The following is a 21,042-nucleotide window of genomic DNA, read 5'->3' as shown; positions in this document are numbered from 1 at the left end:
ATAAAGTATGAAGAACTGGAGAATGCTGATTCTTGGTGTGGCGATTGCCGCTAACACTGCGTTCGCAGCCCCGCAAATGGTAGATAAAGTTGCCGCCGTCGTGAATAACGGCGTGGTGCTGGAGAGTGACGTTGATAGCATGCTGCGCACGGTGAAAGCACAGGCACAGCAGGCCCATCAGCAACTGCCTGATGACAATACCCTGCGTCATCAGATCCTTGAGCGCCAGATCATGGATAGCATTGTTTTACAGATGGGTGAAAAAGCGGGTTTGCAGATCAGCGATCAGCAACTGGATGAAGCCATCCAGAACATCGCTGGTCAAAACCATATGACCCTCGACCAACTGCGTAGTCGCATTGCCTACGACGGTATTAACTACAACGAATACCGTGCGCAGATCCGTAAAGAGATGATGATCTCTGAAGTACGTAACAATGAAGTACGCCGTCGCGTGACCATTCTGCCGCAGGAAGTCGATACCCTGGCGAAACAGATTGGTTCACAGAACACTCAGGGTACCGAGCTGAATGTCAGCCAGATCCTGCTGCCGCTGCCGGAAAACCCGACGCAGCAGCAAGTTGACGACCAGGAAGCGCTGGCCCGTCAATTAGTCGGCGAACTGAAAAAAGGTGCTGACTTTGGCAAGCTGGCCGTCACCTATTCTGCTGACCCACAGGCGCTGAAAGGCGGCAACATGGGTTGGAGCAAAATTGAAGAACTGCCCAGCCTGTTCTCTCAGGCGCTGGCAACGGCACAGAAAGGTGATGTCGTCGGTCCGATCCGTTCAGGCGTTGGCTTCCATATCCTGAAAGTGAACGATCTGCGTGGCGAGAGCAAAAACATCTCCGTGACCGAAGTGCACGCGCGCCATATCCTGCTGAAGCCGTCGCCGATCCTCACTGACGATCAGGCACGCGCTAAGCTGGAAGAGATTGCTGCGGATATTCGCAGCGGTAAGATCACCTTTGCCGCCGCTGCCAAACAGTATTCAGACGATCCGGGTTCTGCGAACCAGGGTGGCGATCTGGGCTGGACCTCACCGGAAGTGTTCGATCCGGCATTCCGTGATGCGCTGATGCGTTTGCAGAAAGGCCAGACCAGCCAGCCGGTGCACTCCTCTTTTGGCTGGCATCTGATTCAGTTGCTGGATACCCGTCAGGTTGATAAGACCGATGCGGCACAGAAAGAACGCGCCTATCGCCTGCTGTTTAACCGTAAATTCGCGGAAGAAGCGCAAACCTGGATGCAGGAACAGCGCGCCAGTGCCTACGTGAAGATTCTGGACAACAATGGTCAGTAATTATCGTGTGGTTATCACTCCCGGCGAACCCGCCGGGATTGGTCCTGATTTAACCGTTCAACTGGCCCAGCGTGACTGGCCGGTTGAGCTGGTGGTGTGCGCTGATGGCGAGCTGTTGCGTCATCGCGCAGCGCAGCTTGGCTTACCGCTGACACTACGTGATTACCAGCCCGGAGTTGCGGCACAGCCGCAACAGGCTGGCTCACTGACGCTGCTCCAGGTCGATACCGCGCAAGCGGTCACGCCCGGTGAATTGGCGGTGGCTAACAGCCATTACGTGCTGGCAACGCTGGCGCGTGCCTGTGACGGCTGCCTTAATGGTGAATTTGCCGCATTGATTACCGGCCCGGTTCACAAAGGCGTGATCAACGATGCGGGTATCCCCTTTACCGGGCATACCGAGTTTTTTGCCGATCGCGCTGGCGGTGACCGTGTGGTGATGATGCTCGCCACCGAGGAGCTGCGAGTGGCACTGGCGACAACCCATCTGCCGTTGAAAGATGTGTCAGCTGCCATCACGCGTGACAGCCTGCATGAAGTGATCACCATTCTGCACCGCGATATGCAGCAAAAGTTCGGCCTGCCGAACCCCCATATTTTCGTCTGCGGCCTGAATCCACACGCGGGCGAAAGCGGCCATATGGGCCGTGAAGAAATTGATACCATCATCCCGGCACTGGACGAATTACGGCAGCAGGGCATCCAGCTGACCGGTCCGCTGCCCGCCGATACCCTGTTCCAGCCGAAATATCTGCAACATGCTGACGCCGTGCTGGCGATGTATCACGATCAGGGCTTACCTGTACTAAAATTTCAGGGGTTTGGCCGGGCGGTGAATATCACGCTGGGCTTACCCTTTATCCGTACTTCGGTTGACCACGGCACCGCGCTGGAACTGGCCGGTCTGGGTCAGGCGGAGCCGGGCAGCTTTATTACGGCGCTTAACCTCGCCATCACTATGATCAAGAGCAGTAATGAATAATCGCGTCCATCAGGGGCATTACGCCCGTAAACGTTTCGGGCAAAACTTCCTGAACGATCAGTATATTATCGACAGCATCGTCTCCGCTATTCACCCGCAAAAAGGTGAAGCGGTGGTGGAGATTGGTCCCGGCCTCGGCGCATTGACAGAGCCGGTGGGCGAGCGTCTGGATGAGCTGACCGTGGTGGAACTGGACCGCGACCTTGCCGCGCGTTTACAAACCCATCCGTTTCTTGGCCCCAAACTGACCATCTTCCAACAGGATGCGATGACCTTTGATTTCTCCGCACTGGCGCGTGAGAAAGGCCAGCCACTGCGTGTGTTTGGCAACCTGCCGTACAATATCTCCACCCCGCTGATGTTCCACCTTTTCAGCTATACTGGTTCGATTAAAGACATGCACTTCATGCTGCAAAAAGAAGTGGTCAACCGTCTGGTGGCCGGACCGGGCAGCAAAGCCTATGGTCGACTCAGCGTGATGGCGCAGTATTATTGTCAGGTAATTCCGGTGCTGGAAGTACCGCCACAATCATTCACACCACCGCCTAAAGTGGACTCCGCGGTGGTACGCCTGGTGCCATATGCTCAGCCGCAACATCCGGTCAGCGATGTGCGTCTGTTGAGCCGCATCACTACCGAGGCTTTCGGCCAGCGTCGTAAAACGCTGCGCAACAGCCTGGGTCATTTGTTTGCTGCGGGTGCGCTGGATGCACTGAATATTGATGCTTCCCTGCGTGCAGAAAACGTCTCGGTTGCTCAGTATTGTCAACTGGCCAACTGGCTCGGCAATCATCAGGCAGAAAATCCGGAGAACTGAGTGCATGAGTGAACTGGCCCGCGTCTGTATCCAGGTACAAAGCCTGTATGTGGAGTCGCAATCGTCACCTGACGAGGAGCGCTACGTGTTTGCCTACACCATCACCATCCGCAATCTGGGGCGCAGCAGCGTCCAACTGCGCGGCCGCTACTGGCTGATCACCAACGGCAACGGTCGTGAAACAGAAGTTCAGGGCGAAGGTGTGGTGGGTGAACAGCCCCATATCGCGCCCGGCAGCGAATTTCAATACACCAGCGGCGCGATCCTCGAAACGCCGATGGGCACCATGCAAGGCCACTACGTGATGATCGACGAAGACGGTGAAGAGTTTTTTGTCGACATTCCGGTGTTCCGACTCGCGGTGCAAACCCACATCCACTAATCCTTCCTCGCCCGGCCTGTCCGGGCGATGCGTTTTAACCGGACTGATGTAATGAGTACATATCTGATTGGCGATGTTCACGGCTGTTATGATGAGCTGCGTGCCCTGTTAGCACAGGTAAACTTCGATCCGCAGCAGGATGTTCTGTGGCTGACTGGCGACCTGGTAGCACGTGGCCCCGGTTCACTCGACGTGCTGCGCTACGTGAAGTCGCTGGGAGAGTGCGTTCGCCTGGTGTTGGGCAATCACGATCTCCATTTACTGGCGGTGTTTGCCGGTATCAGCCGTAACAAACCCAAAGATCGCCTGACGCCATTACTGGAAGCCCCCGACGCGGATGAGCTGATTAACTGGCTGCGTCGCCAGCCGTTATTGCAGGTGGATGAGGAGAAAAAGCTGGTCATGGCCCATGCGGGCATCACGCCACAGTGGGATCTCGATACCGCCAAAATCTGTGCACGAGAAGTCGAAGCCGTGCTCTCCAGTGACAGCTACCCGCTATTCCTCGATGCGATGTATGGCGATATGCCCAATAACTGGACGCCAGAACTCAGCGGTCTGGCACGTTTGCGCTTCAGTACTAACGCGCTGACCCGGATGCGCTTCTGCTTCCCGAATGGTCAGTTAGATATGATCTGCAAAGATGCGCCAGAATCTGCCCCACCACCGCTTAAACCTTGGTTTACGATCCCGAATCCGGTAGCACGTGATTACACGGTGATTTTCGGACACTGGGCCTCGCTGGAAGGCAAAGGCACGCCGGAGGGCATCATCGGGTTGGATACGGGGTGCTGCTGGGGAGGAACGCTCACGATGCTGCACTGGGAAACGCAGCAGTACTATATCCAGCACTCCAACCGCGAGCAGGCGATGGCGCAAAGCGCAACTCATCCGCATCCACCACTCAGCCATCAGGAATGATAGGGCGCGTAGCGACGGAAAGTTCCGTGCGACCCGCCCCTCATCCCGACCTTCTCCCACAAGCGGGAGAAGGTGGTGTGCCATAGAGGTTAATTAACGGCGGCGATCGAGGATTTCGAAGCAGTAGCTGTGTGAATTCTGTGCATCAGCATCGTGGAATTCACTGAAGGTTGACTGCCACTCATCCGGCTCGTAGTCCGGGAATTGGGTGTCACCCTCAACTTCCGCATCAATATGGGTCAGATAGAGACGATCGGCACGCGGCAGCATTTGTTCGTAAATACGCCCACCGCCAATCACCATCACTTCTTCCGCATCACCCGCAGCATTCACCGCATCTTCCAGCGATGTCACCCAGGTCACACCGTCATGGTTGCCCGGCTTACTGCTAACCACAATATTCAGACGGCCCGGTAACGGACGGCCAATGGATTCAAAGGTCAGACGCCCCATAATCACGGGCTTGTTCAGGGTGTTACGTTTGAACCACGCCAGGTCGGCAGGCAGGTTCCACGGCATGGCGTTTTCCATACCGATGATGCGATCCGCTGCCAGAGCTGCGATCAGACTAATCATGTTTAATGACCTACAGGAAAAAAATTGGCGCCATCATACGTAAAGGCGAAACTTTCGTCGATAGGAGGGACTCGCTATTTACGTAAAGCTCCTTTGCCACCGCATTTTTGTTATTGGACAGAGTTTTACACCGCGTTTCTCAGCAATATCCGAGAGAGGCGCCATATTTTAGCGTGGAAATGGCACAAGGCAGCGTGAAAAGGGGATGTGACCTGTACGCTCGTGTAAAGAAAAGCGCACTTATGACAACAAAAGAAAACGGCTCCCGCAGGAGCCGTGGAGCACGATTAGAAATCGTAGCGCAGACGCACCAGGTTAACGTTACCCAGTGATTTGTCGGTGCTGGAGGTAATCACGTATTCGTAGTCAACACGGAAACCGTAGTCGAGCTGGAAGCTCACACCCAGACCGTTATCGATACGTTTGTAGTTACGACCATTCAGGTATTCCAGGCGGTCACCCATAAAGTACGGCTGGATGGATTTAACTGCATACTGACCAATCGGGAATTTGTAGCCCGCAAAGTATTCCAGACCCCAGGCATCATCGGCGAAGTAGTTGTGTACCTGCGATGTCTTGGTAGACAGGAAGTTCTGGTAGTAACCACCACCGGCAGACAGTGTCCAGTTACCCGGCGTCCAGCTCAGCGCAGTACCGTAGATGTTCTGGTCATAGGTTTTGCTGTCGCCCGTTGACGGCTGATGGATGTCGGCACGAGTGTAGTTCCACGCCGTACCCCAGGCCAGATCTTTGGTGATGTGATAGTTCACGCCCAGCGAGCCGCCGCCTTTACGTTTGTAACGCATCCCTTTGCCTGGCAGATAGTCGTTATCTTCAAACAGGTAAGACGCATAAACGTCAACATCGCCGAAAGTGTTTTTGTATTTCAGCTGTTTACGTGAACGGTAGGAACCGTCGTAGTCACCGTTGATACCGTTACCCGGTGCCTGGGCCAGCATGTCGTAGTCCCAGATATCGGTTTTCGCCCCGACCACATCATAGTAAACGCTGTTCTGCTGGCCGAAGTAGAGTTCGCCGAGGGTGGCGCTCTTGAAGCCGGTATACAGCTGACGACGCGTGGTGTTGTTGGCACCGTCGGCATAGTGGTTATCCCAACCCCACCATGCCGGGAAGTTGACGCCCAGCTCGTAGTAACCGACCCAGCTGACATCATCAAACAGATAATAATTGGCGGTGAAGCGGAAACGTGAACCGCCGTCATAACCGTTACGCTTGTAGGATTTGTCGTTCACGCCGTTCTGATGCATGAACTGCGGACGAATACTACCGCCAACTTTAAAGTCAAGGCGGCTCAGTGGATCGTTAGCCTGTGGGTCGGCTTTGAGAAGAGTGACTTCAGCCTGGCTGGCAAGGGGTGCCGCTGCGACCAACGCAGCAATGGCGGTGAGTGTGAAAGCACGCATTTTCATTTGTTATAAATATCCCAGTTACGCTCGAAAAGATGAGCGAACGAAATACTAAAGCGAGCGGCCTCGCTTTCTATTTATAAATTTGTGCTAATAATTGTGTGGACATTCAATACCGCATCAAGCGCTAAAAATTAATGAAATCATAATATTGTCATAAACTAATGTTATGCGCAGATTAACAATCGTGCAAAAAAAACGGCTCCCTGAGGAGCCGTTGTTGATGATCTGAGCAGACCGATTAACCGGTGATTTGCTGATGCATTTCCTGCACAGAAATCACTTTTTCGGTTGGATCCGCATTCAACGCCATCGCCGTGGCAAAACCACCGTTCAACGTGGTGTCGTAATGCACTTTGTATTGCAGCGCACTGCGGCGAATCAGCTTGGAATCCTCAATCGCCTGACGCCCTGCGGTAGTGTTGACGATGTAGGTGTATTCACCGTTCTTCAGGCGGTCCTGAATGTGCGGGCGACCTTCATGAACCTTATTCACCAGACGCGGGTTGATACCGGCTTCACCCAGCACCACGGCGGTGCCATGGGTAGCATCCAGCTCAAAGCCAAACTTCTGCAATTTCGCCGCCAGATCAACGATACGTTTCTTATCGCCTTCACGCACCGACAGCAGCGCACGACCGGATTTCTTCATGTTGCTCTGCGCACCCAGCATCGCTTTGGCGAAGGCTTCCGCGAAGGTACGACCTACGCCCATCACTTCACCGGTTGAACGCATTTCCGGGCCGAGGATCGGGTCAACACCCTGGAACTTGTTGAACGGCAGCACCACTTCTTTCACAGAGTAGTACGGCGGAATCACCTCTTTGGTGACGCCCTGCTCAGCCAGCGTTTTACCTGCCATCACGCGCGCCGCCACTTTCGCCAGCGGTACACCGGTCGCTTTGGAGACGAACGGTACGGTACGCGCCGCACGCGGGTTAACTTCAATCAGGTAGACTTCATTGTCTTTCACCGCAAACTGCACGTTCATCAGACCACGGACATTCAGTTCGAACGCCAGTTTTTCCACCTGCTGACGCATCACGTCCTGAATCTCAGCATTCAGGGTGTAGGCTGGCAGAGAACACGCGGAGTCACCAGAGTGCACACCCGCCTGCTCGATATGTTCCATGATGCCGCCAATCAGCACGCGCTCGCCGTCGCAAATCGCATCCACGTCCACTTCAACCGCGTCATCGAGGAAACGGTCCAGCAGAACGGGCGCATCGTTAGAAACGGATACCGCCGTCTGGAAGTAACGCTTCAGGTCGATTTCGTCGTAAACGATTTCCATCGCACGGCCACCCAGGACGTAAGACGGACGCACCACCAGCGGATAACCGATACCGACCGCTTTTTCCACCGCCTGCTCCAGGGTAGACACCGTGGCATTAGCCGGTTGTTTCAGGTTCAGACGCTCAACCGCCTGCTGGAAACGTTCACGGTCTTCAGCGCGGTCAATCGCGTCCGGGCTGGTACCGATAACCGGCACACCGGCCGCTTCCAACGCACGCGCCAGTTTCAGCGGCGTCTGACCGCCGTACTGGACGATGACGCCTTTCGGCTGCTCGATGCGCACGATTTCCAGCACATCTTCCAGCGTAACCGGCTCGAAGTAGAGACGGTCAGAAGTGTCGTAGTCGGTAGAGACGGTTTCCGGGTTGCAGTTAACCATGATGGTCTCGAAACCATCTTCACGCAGCGCCAGCGCGGCGTGGACGCAGCAGTAGTCAAACTCGATGCCCTGGCCGATACGGTTCGGACCACCGCCCAGTACCATGATCTTGTCGCGATCCTGGTTAGGATTGGCTTCACACTCTTCCTCATAGGTCGAGTACATATAGGCCGTGTCGGTCGCGAACTCTGCCGCACAGGTATCAACACGTTTGTACACCGGGTGCAGGTTGAACTGCTGACGCAGTTTACGGATTTCACTTTCCGCCACGCCAGCCAGCGTTGCCAGACGCGCATCGGCAAAGCCTTTACGCTTCAGCGCACGCAGGAAGGCAAAGTCCAACACCTTCACGCCTTCGCGCGCCACCTGCTCTTCCAGACGCACCAGCTCCTCAATCTGCACCAGGAACCAGCGGTCAATGTTGGTCAGGTTGAACACGCCATCAACCGACATGCCTGCACGGAACGCATCGGCGATGTACCAGATACGGTCAGAACCGGCATCTTTCAGCTCGCGGCGAATGCGGGTCAGCGCTTCGGCATCATCAAGGTTCACTTTCGGGTCAAAACCGTTGGCACCCACTTCCAGACCGCGCAGCGCTTTCTGCATCGATTCCTGGAAAGTACGGCCAATCGCCATCACTTCACCGACAGATTTCATCTGGGTGGTCAGACGGTCGTTAGCACCGGCAAACTTCTCGAAGTTAAAGCGCGGAATCTTGGTCACAACGTAGTCGATGGACGGCTCAAAGGATGCCGGAGTACGACCACCGGTGATGTCGTTCATCAGTTCGTCGAGGGTAAAGCCCACCGCCAGTTTCGCTGCCACCTTCGCAATCGGGAAGCCGGTCGCTTTAGAAGCCAGCGCCGAAGAACGGGATACGCGCGGGTTCATCTCGATGACGATCAGGCGACCGTCTTTCGGGTTAACGGAGAACTGGACGTTGGAACCGCCGGTCTCAACCCCGATTTCACGCAGTACCGCCAGCGAGGCGTTACGCATGATTTGATACTCTTTGTCGGTCAGGGTCTGCGCTGGCGCTACGGTGATGGAGTCACCGGTATGGATACCCATCGCATCGAAGTTTTCGATCGAGCAGACGATGATGCAGTTGTCGTTTTTATCACGCACCACTTCCATCTCGTACTCTTTCCAGCCAATCAGCGACTCGTCAATCAGCAGCTCATTGGTCGGCGACAGGTCCAGACCGCGTTCGCAAATCTCTTCAAACTCTTCGCGGTTATACGCGATACCGCCACCGGTGCCGCCCATGGTAAAGGAAGGACGGATAATGCACGGGAAGCCAACATCTTCAGCCACTGCCAGCGCTTCTTCCATGGTGTGCGCGATACCGGAACGTGCGGTATCCAGACCGATGCTTTTCATCGCCACGTCGAAACGGCGGCGGTCTTCGGCTTTATCAATCGCATCAGCCGTCGCACCGATCATGGTCACGCCGAACTCTTCCAGCACACCCTGACGCTCCAGCTCCAGCGCACAGTTCAGCGCCGTCTGGCCGCCCATGGTTGGCAGCACCGCATCCGGGCGCTCTTTTTCGATGATTTTGCGCACCACTTCCCAGTGGATCGGCTCGATATAGGTCGCATCGGCCATTTCCGGGTCGGTCATAATGGTAGCCGGGTTGGAGTTCACCAGAATGACGCGGTAACCCTCTTCACGCAGCGCTTTACACGCCTGTGCACCGGAGTAGTCAAATTCACATGCCTGGCCGATAACGATCGGACCTGCGCCAAGGATCAGGATGGATTTTATGTCTGTACGTTTTGGCATCGTTAGCTCCTGATTACTTCGCGTTAGAACGGTGGGCTTCAATCAGTTCGATAAAGTGATCGAACAGCGGCGCCGCATCGTGCGGGCCTGGGCTGGCTTCCGGGTGTCCCTGGAAGCTGAAAGCCGGTTTGTCGGTACGGTGAATGCCCTGCACGGTCTGGTCGAACAGCGACACATGGGTCACACGCAAATTAGCCGGTAAGTTGCTGTCATCAACGGCGAAACCGTGGTTCTGTGCAGTGATCATCACGGTGTTGTTGTCGAGATCTTTCACCGGATGGTTGCCGCCATGATGGCCCAGCTTCATTTTGATGGTCTTCGCACCGCTTGCCAGCGCCAGCAACTGATGGCCGAGGCAGATACCGAATACCGGGATGTCGGTATTAAGGAAAGACTGAATCGCGCTGATGGCGTAATCGCACGGCTCCGGGTCGCCAGGACCGTTGGAGAGGAAGATACCGTCCGGGTTCAGCTTCAGCACGTCTTCCGCTGAGGTCTGCGCCGGTACGACCGTCAGGCGGCAGCCGCGATCCACCAGCATACGCAGGATATTGCGCTTGGCACCAAAATCGTAAGCCACCACGTGGAAGGGTAATTCTTCTGCTGATTTCTGCTCTGGCAGGTCACCTGCCAGTGTCCAGCTCCCCTGCTGCCACGGATAGGTTTCTGCGGTCGTCACTTCTTTTGCCAGGTCCATACCTTTCAGGCCCGGGAAGGCTTGGGCCTTCTGCAACGCCAGCGCGGCATCCGGGTTATCACCGGCGATGATGCAGCCGTTCTGTGCCCCTTTCTCACGCAGCAGACGCGTCAGCTTGCGAGTATCTATATCGGCAATGGCGACGATGTTGTTGCGCTGCAAGTAAGCTGACAAGCTCTCTTCGCTACGGAAGTTGCTGGTAATCAGCGGCAGGTCGCGAATAACAAGGCCTTGGGCATGAATTTGACTGGACTCTGCGTCGGCGGCATTAACGCCAACATTGCCGATATGGGGATAAGTGAGGGTGACGATCTGGCGGGAATAGGAGGGATCAGTGAGGATTTCTTGATAACCGGTCATTGACGTATTGAAAACGACCTCCCCCACTGCCGATCCCGTTGCCCCGATGGCCCGACCGTGGAATTGGGTTCCGTCTTCCAGAACCAAGAGCGCTGACTTAATCAAAACATCCTCCAGGGAATAAACAGTCACAATATTTGCATATTAATTCAAAATACGGTCCTGAATCAATGCAAAAACCGCCTGACTGGTCGATTTTTGGCAAATTGCGCGCATTCTAATGATCGACCTGCACCTTGTCTACCCTGAGACGTTATTTTTTTGTTTTTTTCGGGCAACTGAATGTTAAAAGCCACAGAAAGGGACAAAAGAGCGAGACAACTCGGAAAAATAAACGGTTGCGAGGCGGAAATAATCTAAAAAGCGTGCTAGCTGGAGGATATTTTTGACCAAATGGTAAAAAATGATGTTTTAGCGGATAAATAATGATCACAAACATAGATAAACAGGCATCTTAGTAATCAATTTTAACCAAACCGACTTTTTATAGGTAAAATAAAGGGCAATAATAATATTGCCCTATTCAATCAATGTCTTACCGATTGAAATAACCACATCACGATGGTTCACAACACTCACAACATCGATAAATCCAGCACATCACGCATATCATAAAGGCCAGATTTCTTGTCTTTAAGCCAGCTTGCAGCTTTCACAGCACCATTTGCAAAGGTCATGCGGCTGGAAGCCTTGTGGGTAATCTCTACACGTTCACCAATATCAGCAAACATCGCGGTATGCTCGCCGACGATATCGCCAGCACGCACGGTGGCAAAACCGATGGTTTGCGCTTTGCGCTCACCGGTATGGCCTTCACGCGCGTAGACCGCGTGCTCGTCCAGTTTCCAGTCCATCGCCTCAGCAATGGCTTCACCCATCGCCAGTGCCGTCCCTGATGGTGCATCAACTTTGTGACGGTGATGCGCTTCCACGATCTCAATATCGGCATAATCGCCCATGACTTTCGCCGCCTGTTTCAGCAGCTCCAGTACCAGGTTCACGCCAACGCTGAAGTTAGCGGCGAATACGATGCCAATCTCTTCTGCCGCAGCGCGAATCGCCGCTTTGCCCGCTTCATCAAAACCGGTGGTGCCAATCACCATCGCCTTGTGGTGCTGGCGGCAAAAAGCCAGATATTCCAGCGTACCTTCCGGGCGGGTGAAGTCGATCAGCACGTCGAAGTCGTTCACCACCTGCTGCAAATCCGCGGTGATGATCACCCCGGTCTTGCCGATACCTGCCAGCTCACCGGCATCGCTGCCGATCAGTGACGAACCGGCACGCGCCAGCGCAGCGCCTAATACTACGCCTTCCGCCTGCTGCGCAGCCTGAATCAAATTGCGTCCCATGCGACCCGGCGCACCAACAATAGCAATGCGGATTTCACTCATATTTATTCATTCCTGATACAAATCTATGCATGCAAAGCGCAAACAGGTTAACGGTCAGATAACAGTCACGCCACAATAAAAAAGGGATAATAAGAATTTTATGCCAGCCGCGTCAGATTATCAGTAAAAGCAATCTCACCAGGTGGAAATAGGCTTGCGCGGATTGGTGTAGCGGCGCGATTTATCGCGCGTCTTTTTGCCGGTCGAAAAAAAGCGCGATAAATCGCGCCGCTACGGGGAAGGGATTACTGCACGTTGCGTACTTCTACACGCAGTTCTTTCGGTACTTCAAATACGATGTTTTCTTCACGGCCAATCAGTTCAATCGCCGCTTCGCCGCCCAGATCGCGCAGACGCTGAATCACTTGCTGCACCAGAACATCCGGCGCTGAAGCCCCGGCAGTGACACCAATGGTGGTCACGCCTTTTACCCACTCTTCCTGAATATCATCGGCAGAGTCGATCAGCTTCGCCAGTTTGCCAGCTCGCTGGGCCAGTTCCGCCAGGCGATTGGAGTTGGACGAGTTTTTCGACCCGACCACCAGCACCACCTCAGCATCACGCGCCAGCACACGCACCGCTTCCTGACGGTTGGTGGTGGCGTAGCAGATATCATCTTTACGCGGTCCGATGATTGCCGGGAAACGCTGACGCAGCGCGTCAATCACGTCTGACGTATCATCGACCGACAACGTCGTCTGGGTCATAAAGCACAGGTTGCTTTCATCTTTGACCTGCAGTTTGAACACATCTTCCGGCGATTCCACCAGATACATGCCGCCGTTGGGGTTGCTGTACTGCCCCATCGTCCCTTCCACTTCCGGGTGACCCGCATGCCCAATCAGAATGGCCTCGACACCTTTACGGCTGGCGCGTGCCACTTCCATATGCACTTTGGTCACCAACGGACAGGTGGCATCAAACAGCATGGTCAGATTCCGCGCCTTCGCTTCAGCACGTACTGCCTGAGATACCCCGTGCGCCGAGAAGATCAGGATAGCGTCATCCGGCACTTCGCTGATCTCTTCGATAAAGATGGCCCCGCGCTCGCGCAGGCTGCTGACCACGTAGCGGTTATGCACCACTTCATGGCGCACATAGATTGGCGCGCCGTACATCTCCAGCGCGCGCTCAACGATGCTGATGGCGCGATCCACGCCTGCACAGAAACCACGCGGGTTAGCTAACAGGATTTGCATCGCTTGCCTCCAGGACCGGATCAATCTCCAGCACTTCAATCTCAAACTGAATGCGCTGACCCGCCAGCGGGTGGTTAAAGTCTACGGTGATCGAATCACCGGAGACTTCACGGATCACCCCCGGCATTTCGCTGCCACCCATGCCGCTGAACAGCATGATGGCACCGACTTCCGGCTCGCCCGCGTCGATAAAATCACGACGTGAAAAGTATTGGATCAGGTCCGGACTGATGCCACCAAAGGCATCTTCCGGTGCGAGGGTAAAGCCGTGCTTATCGCCGACTTTACGTCCCAGCAGTTCCTGCTCCAGCGCCGCCGACAGGCTGCCATCACCGAGACGAAACAGCGCGGGTTTGCCGTTGGCACGCGTCGATTCTGCTGTCGAACCATCTTCCAGCTTCAGCGTAAAATGCACCAGCAACGCGCTGTCGCGCTGTACAGAGTCTGTCATCTTTTACCCTTAATCTTTCACCTGTTTGCCTTTCGGGCTTAAGAAGCCCTCCAGCACCACCAACGCAGCACCGATACAGATGCCACAGTCAGCGATATTAAAGGTCGCGAAGTGCCAGTCACCGATGTAGAAGTCGATAAAATCGACCACAAACCCGTGATACGCGCGATCAAACAGGTTACCTAATGCCCCGCCGATAATCAGCGCATAGGCAATGTTGGTTAATTTGTTGCGGGCCGGATTGCGGTACATCATCACCAGCAACGCCACCACAATCGCGATGGCGATACCGGCAAAGAACCAGCGCTGCCAGCCGCCTTTATCCGCCAGGAAACTGAACGCCGCGCCATAGTTGTGCGCGTAGAACAGATTCAGGAACGGTATCAGCGGCCGCGTTTCGTGCAGCATCATGTTATTCATGATCCACTGCTTACTGGCGAAATCGACCACAATCACTACCAGCACCAGCCACAGCCAGCGCAATCCGGTTGAGAAAATCGCTTTACTCATCAGGCAAACTTACGCTCTTCGCCGTTACCGGCTACGTTGGTATAACAACGTCCGCAGACCGCCGCATGCTCCGGGTTCTGACCGACGTCGGTAGTGTAATGCCAGCAACGCGGACATTTCTCGCCTTCTGCTTTATGCAGCGCGATTTTCAGACCTTTCAGCAATTCACTCTGCTGTGCTTCATCGCTCGCTGTGGCGTAATCCGCCACGGTCGCGCCAGAAGTCAGCAGCACAAAGCGCAGTTCGTTGCCCAGCGCCTGCAATTTCGCCGCCAGCTCTGCATCCGCATACAGGGTCACCGTTGCTTCCAGCGCGCCGCCGATACGTTTATCGGTACGGGCCTGCTCAATCACCTTGTTGACTTCGCCGCGCACTTTCAGCAGCTCAGCCCAGTACGCATCGTTCAGCGTTTCGTCGGCAGCCAGACCAAACAGGCCGTCGTACCACTCTTCGGTGAACACGTATTGCGCACGGTCGCCCGGCAGGTAGCCCCAGATTTCGTCAGCGGTGAAGGACATGATCGGTGCCATCCAGCGCACCAGCGCTTCAACGATATGCCACAGTGCCGTCTGGCAGCTGCGACGCGCCAGGCTGTCGCCTTTGGCGGTATACTGACGGTCTTTGATGATGTCGAGATAGAACGACCCCATCTCTACCGAACAGAACTGCATCAGACGCTGAATCACTTCATGGAAATCGTAATTGGCGTATGACGCAACGATATCGTTCTGCGCATCCAGCGCACGGCCAACGGCCCAACGATCCAACACCACCATCTCTTCCGGGCTGACTTTATCGGTCGCCGGATTAAAGCCGTTCAGGTTCGCCAGCAGGAAGCGCGCGGTGTTACGAATACGACGATAGGCATCAGCGGAACGCTTCAGGATCTCATCGGAGACCGCCATTTCGCCGGAGTAGTCGGTTGACGCCACCCACAGACGCAGAATATCAGCACCCAGTTTGTCCATCACATCCTGAGGTGCCACGGTGTTGCCGATGGATTTTGACATCTTGCGGCCCTGACCATCCACGGTGAAGCCATGGGTCAGTACCTGGCGATACGGTGCTTTACCTTTCATCGCGGTGGAGATCATCAGCGAAGACATAAACCAGCCACGATGCTGATCCGAGCCTTCCAGATACATATCCGGGCTATGGCCGTCGAATTCCGGGCGCGCATCTACCACGGCATAGCTGGTTGATCCGGAATCGAACCATACATCCAGCGTATCCGGCACTTTGCTGTAGTTGTCAGCATCGTCGCCCATCAGGTCGCGCGGATCGAGATCCCACCACGCCTGAATACCGTCCTGCTCCACACGCTGCGCCACTTTTTCCATCAGCGCCAGCGTATCCGGGTGCAGCTGCTCAGTTTCATTGTGGACGAACAGCGCCATCGGCACACCCCAAGTGCGCTGACGGGAGATACACCAGTCCGGACGGTTGGCGACCATCGCTTCGATACGCGCCTGACCCCAGTCCGGGATCCACTGCACGCCTTTGATCTCTTTCAGCGACTGCGCACGCAGACCTTTCTGATCCATGCTGATAAACCACTGTGGGGTCGCACGGAAGATGATCGGCGTTTTATGACGCCAGCAGTGCGGGTAGCTGTGCAGCAGTTTTTCTACATGCAGCAGCGCGCCTTTCTCTTTCAGCAGCTCAACGATCATATCGTTGGCTTTAAACACGTTGACGCCATCCAGCGTCGGATAGGTGCCTGGCAGGTAGGTGCCATCCGGGCCAACCGGGTTAGCGGTTTCGAGACCGTATTTCTGGCCGATCACGTAGTCGTCCGGGCCGTGGCCAGGCGCGGTATGTACTGCACCGGTACCGGCTTCGAGGGTGACGTGTTCGCCCAGCACCACTTTCGACTGGATTTGCTCAAGGAACGGATGCTGAAACAGTTGCAGTTCAAGCGCTGCGCCTTTGCATTCGCCCAGCACACGCCACGCGCTGATGCCCGCGCGTTTCATCACGCTTTCCACCAGATCTTTAGCAAGGATCAGGCTGCGGCCTTCGATCTGCACCAACTGGTAATCAAATTCCGGGTGCAGAGAGATGGCACGGTTGGCAGGCATGGTCCACGGGGTGGTGGTCCAGATCACCAGAGAAACCGGGCCTTCAGAAGCAGAGACGCCAAATTTGGCGCGCACGGCATCGGCATCCAGCGCGTTAAACATCACGTCAATGGATGGCGAGGTTTTGTCATAATATTCGACTTCGGCTTCCGCCAGCGCCGAGCGGCAGTCCAGGCACCAGTGCACCGGCTTCGCGCCTTTGTGCAGGTGGCCGTTGCCGATGATTTTACCCAGCGCACGGATGATGTTGGCTTCGGTCTGGAAGTTCATGGTCAGATACGGACGATCCCAGTCGCCCAGCACGCCAAGACGGATAAAGTCTTTTTTCTGCCCTTCCACCTGCTCTGCCGCATATTGACGGCAAGCTGCACGGAATTCCGCCGCGCTAACTTTCTCGCCCGGCTTACCAATCATCTGCTCAACTTTGTGTTCGATCGGCAGACCGTGGCAGTCCCAGCCCGGTACGTAAGGCGAATCAAAGCCCGCCATGCCTTTCGACTTAACGATAATGTCTTTCAGAATCTTGTTAACGGAGTGACCAATATGAATGCTGCCGTTCGCGTAGGGAGGGCCATCATGCAGAATAAAGGTTTTTTTCCCTTTTTTGGCTTCGCGGATGATGCCGTACAGGTTGTCATCATACCAACGTTGCAGCATTCCCGGTTCGCGTTTGGCCAGATCGCCACGCATCGGGAACCCCGTTTCCGGCAAATTCAGGGTAGATTTATAGTCACTCATCAGATTCTCGGTTCCGTATTTCGCTCATTAAACCGGTGTTTTTAGCCCAAAAAATTGTCGGGCCGTCACCACATCTTTCGCTATTTGTTCTTTCAGCGCGTCCAGCGAGGCGAAACGCTGTTCGTCGCGAATCTTCTGTTTCAGTACCACATCAATGTGGCGTCCATAAAGATTCATATGTGTGTCAAGCAGGTGAACTTCAAGCTGCTGACGCAGACCTTTTACCGTCGGGCGCGTACCAATGTTGGCCACGCCAGGGATGGGTTGTTCACCCAGCCCCAATACTTCAACCGCAAACACGCCCTTCACCGGCGTTACTGTGCGGCGTAAAGGGAGATTGGCGGTGGGAAAACCAATGGTACGGCCCAGGGCATCACCGTGCACCACGCGGCCTGAAATGCTGAAGGGATGGCCCAACAACGTCTGCGCCTGGACGAAATCATCCTGCGCCAGCGCCTGCCGCACCGCAGTACTGCTGATGCGTTTGCCACCATCACAAAATGTCTGGGTGCTAATGACATCAAAGCCATATTCCACACCGGCTTTCTGTAATAACAGGAAATCCCCCTGGCGACCAGCACCAAAGCGGAAATCATCGCCGACGGCGAGGAATTTAACGTTCAGCTTCTCCACCAGCAGTTCAGAGATGAAGCTCTGTGCCGAATGGGCGGCAAAACGGCGATCAAAGCGGACACACAGCACCGCATCAACGCCTGCCTGCTTCAGGTACTTCAGTTTTTCACGCAGACGCATCAGGCGAGCTGGCGCTTTATCGCCCGCAAACAGCTCAAGCGGCTGCGGTTCGAACAGCATCACGATCACCGGAAGCTGGCGCTTTCGTCCCTCTTCGACCAGTTCAGCCATCAATGCCTGATGGCCGCGATGAAACCCGTCAAAATTACCAATGGTCAGGACGCAGCCGCGATGCTGCTGAGTGAGATTGTAAATACCGCGGATAAACTTCATGGCTGACTCAAACCGGTGGAAATCGGCGGATTATACCCTTGAATAGCGTTCAGGTTAACCCGTCTGCGTGCCTTTCCTGCTTCTGTTGCTGCTTAATCCGCGTGCAGGCAGGGGCTTAGCGGAGATCTGAAGAATTTTGTTGCGAAATACTGTATTCAGCGCGGTGTTGCTGGTAGAATCTTGCGCCATCAATTACGTAACCGGGTGTCGTTTGTAAAACGGCGCTTATTTGCACAAATCCATTGACAAAAGAAGGCGCAAAAGGCATAGTCCTCGGCCTTTGATTTGTCCATATAGAACACATTTGGGAGTTGGACCTTGGCTAATATCAAATCAGCTAAGAAACGCGCCGTAACATCTGAGAAACGTCGCAAGCATAACGCGAGCAACCGTTCTATGATGCGTACTTTCATCAAGAAAGTATACGCGGCTATCGCAACAGGCGACAAAGCTGCTGCGCAGAACGCATTCAACGAAATGCAACCGATCGTGGACCGTCAGGCTGCTAAAGGTCTGATCCACAAAAACAAAGCTGCACGTCATAAAGCAAACCTGACTGCACAGATCAACAAACTGGCTTAATCGCCGGTCTGTTAATCGCTTTGTGAAAGAACCGGCGCTAAGCCGGTTTTTTTATGCCTGTCGTTCACCGCTGAACAAGGCGCTGAAGTCGCGATGGCAGATGCGTTGTACCGCCGGATGCTGGATCATGCGCTCGGCAAAAATCACGTGATACTCCTCCATCACCGTATCCAATCGACCGATTTCACGAATGGCGTCGTCACGATAGATCGCTTCACCATACAAAGTGGGTGCCACGAAAATGGCGTTGTGCTGCGCGCCAAACGCTTTCATCAGCGCGGCATCGTCAAACTCGCCAAGAATCTCGACCTGCAATCCCTGGCTGTGGATCCAGTTCAATAACTGACGCCCCAGCATCGAGCGGCGGCCAGGAATGAGTAAACGCCGCTGCTCCAGGCAGGCAGGAAAAGCCTGTTCCGGCCAGGGTGCATAGCACCAGAAACTCACCGGACACTCGCCCAACTTCACCGAAAACAGCCCCTCCTGCTGCGTGGAATCAATCGGGCAGTCAGAAACAATCATATCCAGCTTATGCTGGCTCAATTGCTCCAGCAGCATCTCATGCGTCGACTCAAAGCAGCGCAGATGAATTTTTTCATCCGCCACCACCGCCGCCTCGAGCACCTGACTCACCAACTGTTTGGAAAGCGCGTCGGCGATGCCAACATCAAACAGCAGGTTCGACTCTTTGCGATAGTTAACGATATCGAGCATCTCCTGGCTGAGCATAAACATGCGGTCGGCATAGCGGAACACCAGTTGCCCCAGCTCAGTCGGCACCAGGCCGCGTCCCTGCCGCCGGAACAACTTGCCTTGCAGACGTTCTTCCAGCGCCTTGATCTGCCCGGTGATGGTTTGCGGCGTCAGGAATAACGCCTCTGCCGCACCGACAATCGAACCTTCCCGGCATACGTGCCAGAAGTAATACAGATGGTTGTAGTTGATATGTGACATCTGCGCCCTCCCCCGTTGCCGGATTACACCGTCTTACGCGGCAGACGCTGCCACAGCAGGACATACCCCACCACCGCCGAAATAATCGACCCCAGCAAAATGCCCAATTTCGCCAACGTGATCAGCTCTGGCGCAGCTTCGCCATAGGCCAGCGAGGCGATAAAGATCGACATGGTGAAGCCAATGCCACACAGCACGCCGACGGCAGCGATATCCCGCAACGAGGTATTGTCCGGTAATTTCGCCAGCCCGGTTTTAACGCTGAGCCAGCAGAACAGGGTGATGCCCAGCGGTTTGCCGACAAACAACCCCAGCATGATGCCAAGCGGCAACAGCGAAAACAGGCTGCCTGGCGTCACTCCGGCCAGCGATACACCGGCGTTAGCAAAGGCAAACAACGGCAGAATCAGCCAGCGCACCCACGGATGCAGCGCATGTTCGAGGTGGATAGCCGGAGAGTGTCCATTCTTCTTCTCCAGCGGGATCAGGAAGCCCACCACCACTCCGGCCAGCGTGGCGTGCACGCCTGATTTCAATACCGCCGTCCACAGCACCAGCCCGACCAACAGATAGAGGCCGGTGTTGCGCACATTCAGCAGATTCATAATGCCGAGTACCACAATCGCACCAGCCGCGACCCCCAGCGATACCAGCGACAGATCGCTGGTGTAGAACAGCGCGATAATCACGATAGCGCCCAGATCGTCGATGATCGCCAGCGCCATCAGGAAGATCTTCAACGCTGGCGGCACACGGCTGCCCAGCAGCGCCAGAATACCCAGCGCAAAGGCGATGTCCGTCGCGGTGGGGATCGCCCAGCCGCTACGTGTGGCGGCATCACCGGCGTTAAACAGCAGAAACAACAATCCCGGCACCACCATGCCACCCACCGCAGCAATGAGCGGGAAAATCGCCTGATCGCGGCGTGCCAGCGCCCCCATCACCATTTCGCGTTTCACTTCCAGACCGACCATCAGGAAGAACACCGCCATTAGCGCATCGTTGATCCACAGCAGCAGGTTTTTGCTGATATCCAGCGATCCAAAACGGAACTCGACCGGGATGTTGAGCAGGTCAAGATAGCCTTGCTGCGTGCTGGCGCTGTTGGCGAGCAGCATGGCAATTGCCGCCGCAATGATCAGCACCACGCCGCTGGTAGCGTCACTGTTGAGGAGTTTTTTCAATCTGATATTCACGTCCAGGTTCCTTGTCGCAGAGCGAATAATGAAAAGGCGATTA

Annotated in this window: 18 protein-coding genes; 6 read left to right on the top strand and 12 right to left on the bottom strand. The window is 55.1% G+C overall.

Annotated elements, in window-relative coordinates:
• The first annotated feature begins 7 nt into the window (after positions 1 to 7).
• The 5 genes from surA to apaH are packed head-to-tail and all read left to right on the top strand — an operon-like array spanning position 8 to position 4,405.
• A complete protein-coding gene (gene surA / locus PAT9B_RS03260; protein ID WP_013507828.1) occupies positions 8 to 1,303 on the top strand; it encodes a peptidylprolyl isomerase SurA in 1,296 nt (431 codons plus the stop codon).
• A complete protein-coding gene (gene pdxA, locus PAT9B_RS03255) occupies positions 1,293 to 2,285 on the top strand; it encodes a 4-hydroxythreonine-4-phosphate dehydrogenase PdxA (protein WP_013507827.1) in 993 nt (330 codons plus the stop codon). Before surA ends, pdxA begins: the two co-directional genes overlap by 11 nt.
• Entirely contained in the window at positions 2,278 to 3,102 is an 825-nt protein-coding gene (gene rsmA / locus PAT9B_RS03250; RefSeq protein ID WP_013507826.1) for a 16S rRNA (adenine(1518)-N(6)/adenine(1519)-N(6))-dimethyltransferase RsmA, read from the top strand. The genes pdxA and rsmA overlap by 8 nt, the downstream gene beginning before the upstream one ends.
• Positions 3,103 to 3,106: 4 nt before the next feature.
• On the top strand, positions 3,107 to 3,484 hold the full coding sequence (gene apaG / locus PAT9B_RS03245; protein ID WP_013507825.1) for a Co2+/Mg2+ efflux protein ApaG: 378 nt from the start codon (positions 3,107 to 3,109) through the stop codon (positions 3,482 to 3,484).
• Between the two features lie 51 nt (positions 3,485 to 3,535).
• Positions 3,536 to 4,405: a bis(5'-nucleosyl)-tetraphosphatase (symmetrical) ApaH gene (gene apaH / locus PAT9B_RS03240; protein ID WP_013507824.1), complete on the top strand. Its 870-nt coding sequence runs from the start codon at positions 3,536 to 3,538 to the stop codon at positions 4,403 to 4,405.
• 93 nt (positions 4,406 to 4,498) lie between these two features.
• On the opposite strand, the gene folA is transcribed toward apaH, so the two are convergent.
• The 10 genes from folA to ribF form a co-directional block, all read right to left on the bottom strand.
• Entirely contained in the window at positions 4,499 to 4,981 is a 483-nt protein-coding gene (gene folA, locus PAT9B_RS03235) for a type 3 dihydrofolate reductase (protein ID WP_013507823.1), read from the bottom strand.
• Between the two features lie 287 nt (positions 4,982 to 5,268).
• Positions 5,269 to 6,411 (bottom strand): porin, encoded by a 1,143-nt coding sequence (locus PAT9B_RS03230; protein WP_013507822.1) that lies wholly within the window; start codon positions 6,409 to 6,411, stop codon positions 5,269 to 5,271.
• Between the two features lie 238 nt (positions 6,412 to 6,649).
• Positions 6,650 to 9,874, bottom strand: a complete 3,225-nt coding sequence (carB, locus tag PAT9B_RS03225; protein WP_013507821.1) for a carbamoyl-phosphate synthase large subunit — start codon at positions 9,872 to 9,874, stop codon at positions 6,650 to 6,652.
• Positions 9,875 to 9,887: 13 nt separating this feature from the next.
• Entirely contained in the window at positions 9,888 to 11,036 is a 1,149-nt protein-coding gene (gene carA / locus PAT9B_RS03220) for a glutamine-hydrolyzing carbamoyl-phosphate synthase small subunit (protein ID WP_013507820.1), read from the bottom strand.
• Between the two features lie 470 nt (positions 11,037 to 11,506).
• Positions 11,507 to 12,322 (bottom strand): 4-hydroxy-tetrahydrodipicolinate reductase, encoded by an 816-nt coding sequence (gene dapB, locus PAT9B_RS03215; RefSeq protein ID WP_013507819.1) that lies wholly within the window; start codon positions 12,320 to 12,322, stop codon positions 11,507 to 11,509.
• Between the two features lie 245 nt (positions 12,323 to 12,567).
• Positions 12,568 to 13,521 (bottom strand): 4-hydroxy-3-methylbut-2-enyl diphosphate reductase, encoded by a 954-nt coding sequence (ispH, locus tag PAT9B_RS03210; RefSeq protein ID WP_013507818.1) that lies wholly within the window; start codon positions 13,519 to 13,521, stop codon positions 12,568 to 12,570.
• A complete protein-coding gene (gene fkpB, locus PAT9B_RS03205; RefSeq protein ID WP_013507817.1) occupies positions 13,502 to 13,972 on the bottom strand; it encodes an FKBP-type peptidyl-prolyl cis-trans isomerase in 471 nt (156 codons plus the stop codon). Before fkpB ends, ispH begins: the two co-directional genes overlap by 20 nt.
• Before the next feature lie 9 nt (positions 13,973 to 13,981).
• On the bottom strand, positions 13,982 to 14,482 hold the full coding sequence (gene lspA / locus PAT9B_RS03200; protein WP_013507816.1) for a signal peptidase II: 501 nt from the start codon (positions 14,480 to 14,482) through the stop codon (positions 13,982 to 13,984).
• Positions 14,482 to 17,301 carry an isoleucine--tRNA ligase gene (ileS, locus tag PAT9B_RS03195; protein WP_013507815.1) on the bottom strand — a complete coding sequence of 940 codons (2,820 nt, stop codon included), beginning with the start codon at positions 17,299 to 17,301 and terminating at the stop codon, positions 14,482 to 14,484. The genes lspA and ileS overlap by 1 nt, the downstream gene beginning before the upstream one ends.
• 27 nt (positions 17,302 to 17,328) lie before the next feature.
• A complete protein-coding gene (ribF, locus tag PAT9B_RS03190; protein WP_013507814.1) occupies positions 17,329 to 18,267 on the bottom strand; it encodes a bifunctional riboflavin kinase/FAD synthetase in 939 nt (312 codons plus the stop codon).
• Positions 18,268 to 18,585: 318 nt separating this feature from the next.
• Here ribF and rpsT point away from each other — a divergent pair, with 318 nt between their 5' ends.
• On the top strand, positions 18,586 to 18,849 hold the full coding sequence (rpsT, locus tag PAT9B_RS03185) for a 30S ribosomal protein S20 (protein ID WP_013507813.1): 264 nt from the start codon (positions 18,586 to 18,588) through the stop codon (positions 18,847 to 18,849).
• Between the two features lie 51 nt (positions 18,850 to 18,900).
• On the opposite strand, the gene nhaR is transcribed toward rpsT, so the two are convergent.
• A complete protein-coding gene (nhaR, locus tag PAT9B_RS03180; protein WP_013507812.1) occupies positions 18,901 to 19,803 on the bottom strand; it encodes a transcriptional activator NhaR in 903 nt (300 codons plus the stop codon).
• 23 nt (positions 19,804 to 19,826) lie between these two features.
• The gene (gene nhaA, locus PAT9B_RS03175; protein WP_013507811.1) at positions 19,827 to 20,999 is read right to left on the bottom strand and encodes a Na+/H+ antiporter NhaA; all 1,173 of its coding nucleotides are present in this window, start codon (positions 20,997 to 20,999) and stop codon (positions 19,827 to 19,829) included.
• Positions 21,000 to 21,042: the final 43 nt, after the last annotated feature.

Source organism: Pantoea sp. At-9b (genome assembly GCF_000175935.2).
In the GTDB taxonomy this organism is placed as follows: domain Bacteria; phylum Pseudomonadota; class Gammaproteobacteria; order Enterobacterales; family Enterobacteriaceae; genus Pantoea.
Note: the sequence above shows the minus strand (reverse complement) of the source record. Positions and strands in the feature narration are given on the sequence as shown.

What these genes read in the sequence shown, in the direction of transcription:
- rsmA (WP_013507826.1), top strand. Translation starts at nt 2,278, where the DNA reads ATGAATAATCGCGTCCATCAGGGGCATTACGCCCGTAAACGTTTCGGG.
- pdxA (WP_013507827.1), top strand. Translation starts at nt 1,293, where the DNA reads ATGGTCAGTAATTATCGTGTGGTTATCACTCCCGGCGAACCCGCCGGG.
- ispH (WP_013507818.1), bottom strand. Translation starts at nt 13,521, where the DNA reads ATGCAAATCCTGTTAGCTAACCCGCGTGGTTTCTGTGCAGGCGTGGAT.
- fkpB (WP_013507817.1), bottom strand. Translation starts at nt 13,972, where the DNA reads ATGACAGACTCTGTACAGCGCGACAGCGCGTTGCTGGTGCATTTTACG.
- apaG (WP_013507825.1), top strand. Translation starts at nt 3,107, where the DNA reads ATGAGTGAACTGGCCCGCGTCTGTATCCAGGTACAAAGCCTGTATGTG.
- PAT9B_RS03230 (WP_013507822.1), bottom strand. Translation starts at nt 6,411, where the DNA reads ATGAAAATGCGTGCTTTCACACTCACCGCCATTGCTGCGTTGGTCGCA.
- ileS (WP_013507815.1), bottom strand. Translation starts at nt 17,301, where the DNA reads ATGAGTGACTATAAATCTACCCTGAATTTGCCGGAAACGGGGTTCCCG.
- apaH (WP_013507824.1), top strand. Translation starts at nt 3,536, where the DNA reads ATGAGTACATATCTGATTGGCGATGTTCACGGCTGTTATGATGAGCTG.
- surA (WP_013507828.1), top strand. Translation starts at nt 8, where the DNA reads ATGAAGAACTGGAGAATGCTGATTCTTGGTGTGGCGATTGCCGCTAAC.
- carB (WP_013507821.1), bottom strand. Translation starts at nt 9,874, where the DNA reads ATGCCAAAACGTACAGACATAAAATCCATCCTGATCCTTGGCGCAGGT.
- folA (WP_013507823.1), bottom strand. Translation starts at nt 4,981, where the DNA reads ATGATTAGTCTGATCGCAGCTCTGGCAGCGGATCGCATCATCGGTATG.
- dapB (WP_013507819.1), bottom strand. Translation starts at nt 12,322, where the DNA reads ATGAGTGAAATCCGCATTGCTATTGTTGGTGCGCCGGGTCGCATGGGA.
- ribF (WP_013507814.1), bottom strand. Translation starts at nt 18,267, where the DNA reads ATGAAGTTTATCCGCGGTATTTACAATCTCACTCAGCAGCATCGCGGC.
- lspA (WP_013507816.1), bottom strand. Translation starts at nt 14,482, where the DNA reads ATGAGTAAAGCGATTTTCTCAACCGGATTGCGCTGGCTGTGGCTGGTG.
- nhaR (WP_013507812.1), bottom strand. Translation starts at nt 19,803, where the DNA reads ATGTCACATATCAACTACAACCATCTGTATTACTTCTGGCACGTATGC.